12 protein-coding genes are annotated in these 11729 nt (G+C 36.5%); 11 read left to right on the top strand and 1 reads right to left on the bottom strand.

Features of this window, described 5'->3' with window-relative positions:
• Positions 1-40 precede the first annotated feature (40 nt).
• The 4 genes from CJF42_RS22980 (at position 41) to CJF42_RS22965 (ending at position 3098) form a co-directional block, all read left to right on the top strand.
• The gene (locus tag CJF42_RS22980; RefSeq protein ID WP_252097714.1) at positions 41-520 is read left to right on the top strand and encodes an ABC transporter ATP-binding protein; all 480 of its coding nucleotides are present in this window, start codon (positions 41-43) and stop codon (positions 518-520) included.
• Positions 508-1725 (top strand): ABC transporter permease, encoded by a 1218-nt coding sequence (locus CJF42_RS22975; RefSeq protein WP_095368895.1) that lies wholly within the window; start codon positions 508-510, stop codon positions 1723-1725. The genes CJF42_RS22980 and CJF42_RS22975 overlap by 13 nt, the downstream gene beginning before the upstream one ends.
• The gene (locus CJF42_RS22970) at positions 1718-2458 is read left to right on the top strand and encodes an outer membrane lipoprotein-sorting protein (RefSeq protein WP_095368894.1); all 741 of its coding nucleotides are present in this window, start codon (positions 1718-1720) and stop codon (positions 2456-2458) included. Before CJF42_RS22975 ends, CJF42_RS22970 begins: the two co-directional genes overlap by 8 nt.
• A gap of 256 nt (positions 2459-2714) precedes the next feature.
• Positions 2715-3098 (top strand): VOC family protein, encoded by a 384-nt coding sequence (locus CJF42_RS22965; protein ID WP_095368893.1) that lies wholly within the window; start codon positions 2715-2717, stop codon positions 3096-3098.
• 124 nt (positions 3099-3222) lie between these two features.
• Here CJF42_RS22965 and argE read toward each other — a convergent pair whose 3' ends face one another.
• Complete coding sequence (argE, locus tag CJF42_RS22960) at positions 3223-4395, bottom strand: acetylornithine deacetylase (protein WP_095368892.1); 1173 nt, start codon at positions 4393-4395, stop codon at positions 3223-3225.
• 159 nt (positions 4396-4554) lie between these two features.
• Here argE and argC point away from each other — a divergent pair, with 159 nt between their 5' ends.
• From argC to CJF42_RS22925, 7 genes are all read left to right on the top strand, one after another.
• The gene (gene argC, locus CJF42_RS22955) at positions 4555-5577 is read left to right on the top strand and encodes an N-acetyl-gamma-glutamyl-phosphate reductase (RefSeq protein WP_095368891.1); all 1023 of its coding nucleotides are present in this window, start codon (positions 4555-4557) and stop codon (positions 5575-5577) included.
• Positions 5574-6335 carry an acetylglutamate kinase gene (argB, locus tag CJF42_RS22950; protein WP_095368890.1) on the top strand — a complete coding sequence of 254 codons (762 nt, stop codon included), beginning with the start codon at positions 5574-5576 and terminating at the stop codon, positions 6333-6335. The genes argC and argB overlap by 4 nt, the downstream gene beginning before the upstream one ends.
• A gap of 21 nt (positions 6336-6356) precedes the next feature.
• Positions 6357-7280 (top strand): ornithine carbamoyltransferase, encoded by a 924-nt coding sequence (locus CJF42_RS22945; RefSeq protein ID WP_095368889.1) that lies wholly within the window; start codon positions 6357-6359, stop codon positions 7278-7280.
• Between the two features lie 69 nt (positions 7281-7349).
• Positions 7350-8561, top strand: a complete 1212-nt coding sequence (locus CJF42_RS22940) for an argininosuccinate synthase (RefSeq protein ID WP_095368888.1) — start codon at positions 7350-7352, stop codon at positions 8559-8561.
• Positions 8562-8627: 66 nt separating this feature from the next.
• Positions 8628-10499 (top strand): argininosuccinate lyase, encoded by a 1872-nt coding sequence (argH, locus tag CJF42_RS22935; protein WP_095368887.1) that lies wholly within the window; start codon positions 8628-8630, stop codon positions 10497-10499.
• A gap of 381 nt (positions 10500-10880) precedes the next feature.
• Positions 10881-11141, top strand: a complete 261-nt coding sequence (locus CJF42_RS22930) for a hypothetical protein (protein WP_095368886.1) — start codon at positions 10881-10883, stop codon at positions 11139-11141.
• Between the two features lie 19 nt (positions 11142-11160).
• Positions 11161-11685, top strand: coding sequence for a hypothetical protein (locus CJF42_RS22925; RefSeq protein WP_095368885.1), 525 nt, complete (start codon positions 11161-11163; stop codon positions 11683-11685).
• Positions 11686-11729 lie beyond the last annotated feature (44 nt).

The following is an 11729-nucleotide window of genomic DNA, read 5'->3' as shown; positions in this document are numbered from 1 at the left end:
CACGGGTTATTGAGGTGTTACTACTAAAGCATTAACGCAATTGCGCAGAGAAAAAATCGGTTTTATTTTCCAAAGATATAACTTAATTCCCGTTATGACTGCATTTGAAAATATTGAATATCCGCTATTAATGTTAGGGGTTGAGAAAAAAGAGCGTTTGAGGCTGGTCTCGAAAATAATTGATGCGGTGGGGTTGGGTCAATACGCAAAACAAAGGCCGGATCAATTGTCTGGGGGGCAGCAGCAACGTGTTGCTATTGCAAGAGCATTAGTTAAAGAACCTGCTTTAGTTATTGCAGATGAACCTACTGCAAATTTAGACACTAAAACGGCACATCTCATTATTGATTTAATGCGAGAGTTAGGAGCTAAGCTTGGCTGTACATTCATCGTAGCGACTCATGATAATAGAATGACACAAAGATGTGATCGCGTTTTAGAACTTGTCGATGGCAATATAACAGAACAGCAACCAAATCAAGAAGTTGAATTAATGCGGGAGGAAGTATGCGCTGGTTAAATTATGCTTTTTTAAATGTGATCCGAAATGGACGACGTTCATTTTTTACCATTTTGGTTACGGCAATTGCAATGACAGCTATTTTGGTAAGTAGTGGTTTTGCTTTATTTACTTACCACTCTTTAGCTGAAAAAGCGGCACGGGATGAAGGTAATTTAACGATAAGTCATCCTCAGTTTTTTATTGATGAAGAAGATACCCCTATGCAATATGGGTTAGCTAACTTTGAAGATATTCAACATCAAATGATGGATGATGATGATGTGAAAGCCGTGTTACCTAGGATTAACTTCAATGGTTTAATTTCAAATGGAGATAAAACATCTATTTTTATGGGCTTAGGTGTCGAAGCAAGTGAGTTTCGCGTTAAAGGTCCTTTTTTAAATATGCTTGAAGGATCTGCTTTATCTACAAATGAGAGTTCAGATAGTTTACCTCAAGTGGTTCTTGCGCAAGGTTTAGCACGCAGTATGAAAGTAAAAGTTGGTGACTTTATCACTTTACTTTCAACTACAACTGATGGTGCTTTAAATGCGTTTGATTTCACAGTTAAAGGTATTTACACCACAGGTGTTCCCGACTTAGATAAGCGTCAGTTATACATAGATTTAAAAAGTGCAAAGTCATTATTAAATACCACCAAAGTAAGTTCTTTAGCTGTATACCTTTTCGATTTAAATCAAACAGAACAAAAATTATCTCTATACGCACAAAAAGATGAATCTTTATTATTCACCCCTTGGTGGCAAAGAGCATTTTATTATCAGTCAGTAAAAGATTTATATAACCGAATTTTTGGTTTATTAGGTGCACTAATGGTTTTGTTAGTTTTTTTCTCTATCTCAAATACGATGAGTATGACTGTTACAGAACGTACTAGAGAAATTGGCACAATTGCAGCTATGGGAAGTTATAAAAGTGAAATCATACGAAATTTTGTGTTAGAAGCTAGCATTATTGGTTTGATTGGTGCAGTTACTGGCGTTGTATTTACAGGTATTGTGAATTGGGCATTATTAACTTTAGGATTAGAAATGCCTCCACCGCCAGGTAGTAATCAAGGATACCCTTTAACAATTGAATTTTCATGGCTTCTGGCAATTGCCACCAGTGTAATATTAACTTTGATTTGTATTCTTGCTGCATTTAAATCAGCTTATCAAGGATGTTCTAAAACTATCACGGAGGCTTTGAGCCATGTTTAATAATAAAACTGTAATTAAGGCTTTTGCTGCTGCTTTAATTCTGATTTCGGGAACTGCAACTGCTAGCTTATCGGTTTTAGAAAAAGCGGAACAATATAGGGTAAAAGAGGGATCAGCGCTTGTAAAATGTGATGTTGAACTTTTCAAGGGTGATGAGTTAATTAAAACCCGAAAATTTCATGTATATACCAATACTGATAGCCGCTCACTTATTGTTTTTAAATCACCTGCGGATGCGGGTCAAAAAGTTCTGATGAAAGGTAAAAGTTATTGGATGTTTATGCCTAAAAGTCGTAGGCCAATTCGCATTACTCCTATGCAAAAGTTATTAGGAGAGGCTGCATTAGGAGATATTGCAACGCTTAGTTGGAGTAAACAATATAAAATTGTTGATCAAAAAACTGAAAATAAAACAATTAATTTAACTTTGGAAGCTAAAAATAGTTCTGCGAGTTATCAAAAAATTGAACTGAAACTAAATAGTGAAGATTATTTTCCTATCAGTGCCGCTTTATATTTAAGATCGGGAATGCTTTCAAAAGTCGCTGAGTTTGAGCGAGGTAAGCGTGATGGACAAGATGCCGTCGTGAAGATGTTGTTAATTGATAATATGAAATCAAATTTAAAAACAGTGATCAATTATAATGATGTTAAAACAGTTGATATTCCTAATAAGTTTTTTAATCCGCAAATCTTGGTTCGCAGCGATTTAGAAAAATTACTAACTGATTAATTAAATTGGATTATCTAGCCATGCTGAAATTGGTTTCGGCTAGCTCTAATTTTAAGTGATATGTATAAAAATGATTAATTCTATAAATACTTATTCTGTAAATTCACTTCACCTAAAACTGCTGTTAAAAATTATACTTGGTTGTTTTATTATAAATTTTGGGGCATATTTTAAACTGAGTTAATAAAAATAATATTGAAATACTCTTGCTGTTATAAATAATATTGAAATATTTTTACTGTTATAAGGTGATGCGATGGAATTTTCGAAAACAGTTATCTATGTCGATGATGTTGAAGAAACGTTAGATTTTTATTATCAGGCTTTTGGTTTAAGTACTATCAAAGATGATGGTTCAGGGCAGTATGCGGAGCTAGATACTGGGCAAGTTAAGCTAGCTTTTTCTGCCCATCCTTTTGCACAATCCCATTTCAAGCAAAGTTATATTCGTACTCAACCTAAACAACCCGCTCTGGGCTTTGAAATACGTTTTTATTGCGACAACGTTATTGAGGCATATGATAAAGCGGTTGCGGCAGGTGCAGAACCTTTTTGTCCACCGGCAGAAAAATCAAATGGACAAACCTTAGCTTATGTCCGCTCTATTGAAGGCACCTTAATCGCCTTATCTTCTCGCTAGATTTGCATCGCATTTTTAGTAAGGCCACTACGTGGCAATTTAAAGGGTTAACTAGCTTTGATATATTATATACTAAGAGCCTATCCACGCAGTGGCTTCAATAAAGATACGAAGCAGGTTTATATTAAAAACAACTTTCTACAATTAGCTGCTTTAACATTTTTTGAGTCGGTTTTATTTTTTCCATGGCTAAGTATTCATCGGGCTGATGTGCCTGATTTATCGAGCCAGGCCCCATGATAATCGTTTCGCATCCTAGTTGTTGAATAAAAGGTGCTTCGGTACAATAATTCACTGCAATCGCTTTTTCCCCTGATACTTTTTCGGCTAATTTAACCAATGCGGAATCTGTTTTACCTTTAAATGCAGGAATGGGATCGTGTAAATCGATTACTTCAACTGCATTAGGATATTGCTGGTTAATTTCATTCACAGCAGCTAGCAACATGGCTTGCAGTTCAGTAATGCTAATGCCAGGTAAAGGACGCATATCGATATGTAATTCACAGCAGCCACAAATGCGATTGGCATTATCGCCACCATGAATATGACCTAAATTTAACGTAGGATATGGAATTTCAAAGTGTGATATTGAATACTTATTCTTTAATTCTTGTTTTAAAATGAGTAGTTTTTGGATCACCAAATGCATAATCTCGATTGCATTTATTCCCGCATTAGGATCTGAACTATGACCTGATTTACCTATTATTCGAATGGCACTAGACATATGACCTTTATGGGTGAAAACTGGGACCATATCTGTTGGTTCTCCAATAATACAGCGAGTCGGCTTTAGATTTTCATGTTGGCAAATTTGCTGTGCACCTGCCATTGTTGTTTCTTCATCTGCAGTGGCTAAAATGATTAAAGGTTGCTGTAAATTCGCTAAATCTAATCCTTGTAAAGCATGTAAAATAAATGCGAAAAATCCTTTCATATCAATTGAACCTAAACCGAATAATTTATTGTCAGTTTCCGTTAACGTAAAGGGATTTAAGCTCCATTGGTTCTCATCAAAAGGCACCGTATCTGTATGACCAGCTAACATTAATCCACCATGAATATCTTTTGGTTCTTTTTGACAATCATTAGGATTTAACCTTGCCAGTAAATTAAATTTTCCGGGGGCATTCTCAAGCTCTGTGATTTCACATTCAAACCCGAGTGTTTGACACCAATTAGCTAAGTTATTAATCACATCTCTATTACTTAAATTGAGCTTCTCATCAATAGCACTAATTGAAGGAAGTGATATGAGCGTTTGGTACATTTGTAAAAAATTCGGTATAGACATAATAAAACCTAAAAAAATTAAAAATAATTATTCATAAAACTTGAATATAAATCCAGTTTAACTTATTGTGCATACATATACAGATTTTTAGCATAAATATCTCCCCAGCGTAAGCTGATTTTATTCCCTCCATTAGGAGGGAAATTTTTTGAGGTCAACATGAAAGTTGTTATTGTCGGAGCAAGTGGCTACAGCGGTGCAGAATTAGCATCACTTGTAGCATCACATGAAAAATTAACACTTGCAGGTATTTATGTATCTGAAAATAGCTTAGATAAAGGTAAGCCATTAAGCAGTTTATATCCACAGTACTTGGGTTTATTAGCTCTGCCATTAACACCTTTAACAGCTGATGCATTTACTGATATTCAAAACAATGCCGACTATGTCTGTTTATGTACAGATCATAAAGTAAGTGTAGAGCTTGCTCCTATTTTTATTGAAATGGGTAAAAAGGTTTTTGATCTATCAGGCGGATTTCGTTTAAGTTCTGACGAAGACTATCAGCAATATTATGGTTTTAGCCATCAAAACATCACTTTATTAAAGAAAGCAGTTTACGGTTTAGCTGAATGGCAAAATCAGGATGTAATTAAGAACGCACCATTGATTGCGGTACCAGGGTGTTACCCAACAGCTGCATTAAATGCACTGAAACCTTTGGTTAATGCTGATTTAGTCACTGAGCAACCTATTATCATAAATGCAGTATCGGGTGTAACAGGCGCAGGACGTAAAGCCAATATAGGTACTCACTTTTGTGAAGTCAGTTTAGGTGCCTATGGATTATTTAATCATAGACATGCACCTGAAATTGAAAAGCATTTAAATCATGATGTTTTATTTACACCGCACTTAGGTAATTTCCCAAGAGGTATTCTTGAAACAATTTACGTGCAATTAAAAGATAACGTAACACCGGATCAAGTCGAGGCAGCTTATCAATGTTTATCTGATAAACCTTTAATTCGCTTATTAGGAAATACTATTCCAACAATTAATGGCGTAGCAAATAAGCCATTTGTTGATATTGCTTGGCAGCAACAAGGCTCACAGTTAATTGTTATGTCAGCAATCGATAATCTATTAAAAGGTGCATCGGGTCAGGCGTTGCAATGTATGAATATTAGCATGGGCTTACCTGGTGAATTTAGTTTATTACCTAAAGGGGTTAAATCATGAAAACTTGGGTAATTAAATTAGGCGGTGCAGTTTTAAATACTGAAAATGCAGCAAAAGCATTATTTGATGTGGTTGCTCAGCAAAAAGAGGCACAATTTGTTGTTGTTCATGGTGGCGGTGCTTTGATAGATAGCTGGCTTAAAGATGCGGGTTTTGCAACGGCAAAGCATTTAGGTTTACGAATTAGTCCTAAAGAGCAAATGCCATACATTGTAGGTGCTTTAGCTGGATGCGCTAATAAACAACTTATGGGTCAAGCGATTACTGCAAACTTAAAACCTGTGGGCATAAGTTTGTATGAAGCAGGCATTAAAAGCACAAAAAAATTAAAAGCGTTAGGTCAAGTCGGTACATGTGAATCAACACAAGATTGCGTCATTCAAGGCATGTTATCGCAAAATAGATTACCTATTGTAAGCTCTATAGGTTTTGATTTAGAAGGCAATTGGTACAACGTAAATGCGGATGAAGCTGCGGCGGCGATAGCGGCAAGCTTAAATGCTGAATTGATATTTATGACAGATGTTGAGGCAGTACTTGATGCTGACAAAAAACCTTTACATCAACTTAATACAAATGAAATAAAAGAATTGGTTAATGATGGAGTGATTTTAGGTGGTATGCAGGTCAAGGTTGAGACCAGTTTACGTGCTGCCGAACACTTACGACGAGGTGTTTATATTTCAAGTTGGCAAAAACCAGAAAATTTAGCTGGTTTACTTCAAGGCCAACACGTTGGCACAAAAGTCACTTTATAAATTATTTAGGAAGAATACATCATGTCACAACATTTTTTACATGGATTAGAGTTAGATAATACAGCATTACTAAAAATGCTCGATCTAGCAAAAGCATTAAAAGCAAACCCACAAGACTTTAATCAGGCTTTAGCTGGGTTATCTATTGTTACTTTATTTGAAAAGCCAAGTTTAAGAACTCGTCTTTCATTTGATATTGGTATTAATAAATTAGGTGGTCATGCAGTTTATCTTGATCAGCAAAATGGTGCTATGGGTTCTCGTGAATCAGTAAAAGATTTTGCATTAAATATATCGACTTGGGCTGATGGTATTGTAGCTCGTGTAAATCAGCATAGTACGTTAACTACTTTGGCTGAGCATGCAAGTGTGCCTGTCGTAAATAGCTTATGTGATTTATATCACCCATGTCAGGCATTGGCTGACTTTTTAACATTACAAGAAGTGCATGGTGATGTAAGTGAGCTTAAAGTCGCTTATTTAGGTGAAGGAAATAATGTAACACATTCTCTTATGTTATTAGCGGCAACTTTGGGCACAGACTTTGTGGCTGTTTGTCCAAAAGGTGTTTCACCAGATGCACAAATAGTTAAGCAAGCAGAACAAATAGCCGCAATAAATAGTGCGCATGTACAAGTCAGTGATCGTGTTGAAGCGGCTGCAGGCGCAGATGTGTTATATGCCGATACTTGGGTTTCAATGGGTGATAACACACCACTTGAAGAAGTAAGGAAAAAGTATATGCCATATCAATTAAACCAAGCGTTATTAGAGAAAACAGGCGCCAGTACAGTATTACATTGCCAGCCAGCGCATAGAGAGTTTGAGATTACCTCTGAGCTAATGGATGGTCCAGCGGCAAAAATTATTCAACAAGCTGAAAACCGTATGCATGCACAAAATGCGTTATTGATTACGCTTTTAAACCCAAATTTTGTTAATTAAAAACAGTTAAATAAACAAGTTGGGTTTTAGCCCAACAGATTAAATAAAGAATTATTCAAAGGTAAAGTTATGAGTTCCATCAAAAAAGTAGTATTAGCGTATTCAGGCGGTTTAGATACATCAGTGATCATGCCTTGGTTAAAAGAAAACTATCATTGTGAGGTAGTGGCATTTGTTGCTGATGTGGGTCAGGGCGATGAAGAGCTGGCGGGCATTGAAGAAAAAGCGATCGCTTCAGGCGCTTCGGAGTGTTACGTAGTAGATCTTAAAGAAGAAATGGTTGCTGATTACATTTATCCGACACTTAAAACAGGTGCTGTATACGAAGGTACATATCTTTTAGGTACGTCAATGGCACGTCCGATTATTGCTAAGGCACAAGTTGAAGTCGCACTTAAAGTCGGTGCAGATGCTGTTGCCCATGGTTGTACAGGTAAAGGTAATGACCAAGTACGTTTTGAAGCATGTTTTGCTGCTTTAGCACCAAACTTAAAAGTAATTGCGCCTTGGAGGGAGTGGGATTTAGATAGCCGAGAATCACTACTTGATTACTTAACTGAGCGGGATATTCCCTGTGCTGCATCAGCTAAAAAAATCTATAGCCGTGACGGTAATGCGTGGCATTTATCTACAGAAGGCGGTGAACTTGAAGATCCATGGTGTGAGCCGTCAGCTGAAATTTGGCCGTTAACAAATTCACCAGAACAAGCACCAAATGAAGCGCAATATATTCATATCGGTATTGAAAAAGGCGAGGTCACAACAATTGATGGTGAAAAACTATCTCCTTATCAATGTTTAGTAGCACTGAACAAGCCTGCTGCATTACATGGAGTAGGGCGTGTTGATATTGTAGAAAACCGTTTAGTGGGTATGAAGTCTCGTGGTTGTTATGAAACACCTGGTGGTACAGTAATGGTTACAGCATTACGTGCGCTTGAAGAACTAGTATTAGATAAAGAGTGTCGTAAATGGAAAAATACATTTGCCAATGAATTTGCTCACCTTGTTTATGATGGTCGTTGGTTTACACCGCTTAAAGACTCTATTTTAGCAAGTGCCGAAGCGTTAGCCGAAGCATTTACAGGTGAAATTGTAGTTAAGCTTTACAAAGGTAATGTGACTGCTGTTCAAAAGAAATCACCAAATAGCTTATACAGTGAAGACTTTGCCACCTTTGGTGCTGACGATGTTTATAATCAATCGCATGCCGAAGGGTTTATTCGTTTATTTTCACTTTCAAGCAGAATCACAGCACTCAGCAAAGAAAACACCAAGTAGATTTTAGAAATAAAAAGTAGCAAGTAATAACAAGGGCGAATTTACAATTCGCTTGGGAGAACGAAGATGGCATTGTGGGGCGGCAGATTTTCATCAGGACCTGATCAGGCATTTAAGCAGTTTAACGACTCTTTACCTTTTGATTATCAATTAGCAGAGCAAGATATTGTTGGTTCAATAGCGTGGGCAAATGCATTAACGCAAGTAAATGTATTAACGCAAGGCGAATTTCAACAAATTCAAACAGCATTAAGTGCGTTATTAGATGAAGTGGCAGTTAATCCACAAGTAATTGTGGCTTCTGGCGCGGAAGATATTCACTCATATGTTGAATCAGCTTTAATTGAAAAAGTAGGCGACTTAGGTAAAAAGTTACATACGGGTCGTAGTAGAAACGATCAAGTGGCAACTGATTTTAGACTGTGGAGTCGTGATACTGCTGAACAACTGCTAAAAGCAATTGCATCACTTAAAAATGCGATTGTAACTTTAGCTGAAAAAGAGTTCGGAACTGTATTACCAGGTTATACACATTTACAACGTGCACAACCTGTATTATTTAGTCATTGGTGCATGGCATATTATGAAATGCTTGAACGTGATGAAAGCCGTTTACAAAATGCCTTAGACAGACTCAATGTATGCCCATTAGGGTCAGGCGCTCTTGCGGGGACAGCTTATGCCATAGACCGGCAAAAACTTGCCGAATCATTGGGTTTTGCCTCTGCTACTAAAAATAGTTTAGATGGCGTATCTGATCGTGATTTTGTTGTTGAGCTACTGAGTTGCGCTTCTATTTCTATGATGCATTTATCGCGTATGGCTGAAGATATGATCTTTTATAATACCGGTGAAGCGGGTTTTTTAGAGTTAGCAGATAGTGTGACTTCAGGTTCTTCTTTAATGCCACAAAAGAAAAATCCAGATGCACTTGAGTTAATTCGCGGTAAAACTGGTCGTGTTTTTGGTGCATTCTCAGCCATGATGATGACATTAAAAGCTTTACCACTTGCTTATAACAAAGATATGCAAGAGGACAAAGAAGGCCTGTTTGATGCGATGCCAACTTGGCTTGCCAGTATCCATATGGCTGAAGCCTGTATTAAAGGTGTTAAAGTTAATGGTGAGGCGACAAAAGCAGCAGCACAAGGCGGACATGCAAACGCAACAGAGTTAGCCGATTATCTAGTTGCTAAAGGCATCCCTTTTAGAGAAGGTCATCATATCGTTGGTGAACTGGTACAAGTTGCGATTGGTGAAGGTAAAAACCTAGAAGAGTTATCAATCACGCAATTTAAAGCTGTGTGCGAAACCATAGAAGGGGATGTTTATTCTGTACTTGAATTACAAGCTTGTTTAGATGCACGTAAAGCCTTAGGTGGCACATCTGAAACGCAAGTGAAGTTTGCCATAAAAAATGCTAGAGCATCACAAAAAGTAATAGTACGAGATGCAAGATTAAATGATGTTGAAGCAATAAATGACTTAATTCAATATTGGGCAAAGGTGGGTGAAAACTTGCCTCGTGCAAAAAGTGATATGGTGCATTCTATTAATGAATTTGCCGTTACAGAAGTTAATGGCAAAGTAACAGGTTGTGCATCTTTATATATCTATGATACGGGCCTTGCTGAGATCCGCTCTTTAGGTATTTGTGAAAAAGCAGAAGTTAAAGGGCAAGGGCGTGCCTTGGTAGAGCATTTACTGGCAAAGGCGAAAAAATTAGCACTCAAACGTGTGATTGTATTAACGCGTGTACCAGGATTCTTTGCCAAGCTAGGTTTTGCCGATAGTCATAAATCTGAATTACCAGAAAAAGTAATGAAAGACTGTGAATTATGTCTACGTAAAGATAATTGTGATGAAGTCGCTATGGATTATTTGTTGAATGAGCAAATAGATACCGTAAAACAAATACCTTGCAAAAATGTAGCTTAATGTACTTCTTGAATTATTAAGGAATTAAGTTGCCACTTAGTTTTTAAGCTGGATTTTAATTAGAAGTTTTAATACTTTTAGTTGGGAATGAGGACCAGTTCATTAACGTAAAAGCCTATCGATTAAATATTGATAGGTTTTTTTTGTGCCTGAATTAATCCTATCATTCTAAAGGATTAAATAAAAAGTATTGCACTAGTTAAATGAAAATAATTACTTATTCGTAATTTGATGTGATTAACGGTTATTTTAAAATAGTTGGATCGTAACTTGCTACATATTTAAAACAAAGAAGCATTAGTGCTTGAACAGTGTGTTTGATATTGATGCAAGGCAATGTTCAAGCTTCATATTTTAAAAATAAAAATAAGGGTAATAATTATGCAAATTTCAAATGATTCAGCTACCTCAGTGCTAGCTTATCAACAAAATCAACCTGCTGAGACGACACCGCAAATGGCTAGCATTAATACATTACAAAATGCTACAATATCACTTTCGCAAGCCGCCAAAGTTTCAGGTGGTGCTGAACCTATGCGTGGCGGTGGTGTTATCATTACTGGTGCTGAACCTATGCGTGGCGGTGGTGTAATTATTACTGGTGCTGAACCTATGCGTGGCGGTGGTGTAATTATTACTTAAGCTTTGTTGGAAGGAATGAATGTCTTGGTTGAATCTTAATTTAAGTACAACATTAGCAGCCCTTGTTGTTTGGGGGTTCTTGATGGCATTTTTATTTAATGTTTTATTGAAAGTGGCAGCTCCAAAAAAAGAAAATTTAATATTAGTTTCTTCTTTTATAATGTTTTTATCTTATTTTATAAGCGATGATTTTTTTAATTTATTTGCATTGCCGGAAATATACATTACTTGGTTTGTATATGATTTAGTTACATTGTGTCTGATTTTTGGTTTTGCTTATATTTTAAAAGAAAAAATACCAAGCTCGATAAAGTATATAATTGTAGGGTTAATAATTAACTCATTACTTTTTTTAGCTATGCATATTGATATAGTCATCAATAGAAATCAAGAGCGTTGGTTATTGTGGGATATATATACAGTGGGGGTGAATTTAGTTGATTTTATCATGATAATTGCTTTAATCTTCAATAAAGACTATTTAGGAATCATACGATTCTCCAAATTCATCACTTCACTCATTCGGAAAAAAGCGCTTAATTAGCGCTTTTTTTTTGCCCAGCAAAGCTGGTAAACCCGACAGGCTGC

This window comes from Pseudoalteromonas sp. NBT06-2 (genome assembly GCF_002276045.1).
GTDB lineage: Bacteria > Pseudomonadota > Gammaproteobacteria > Enterobacterales > Alteromonadaceae > Pseudoalteromonas.
Note: the sequence above shows the minus strand (reverse complement) of the source record. Positions and strands in the feature narration are given on the sequence as shown.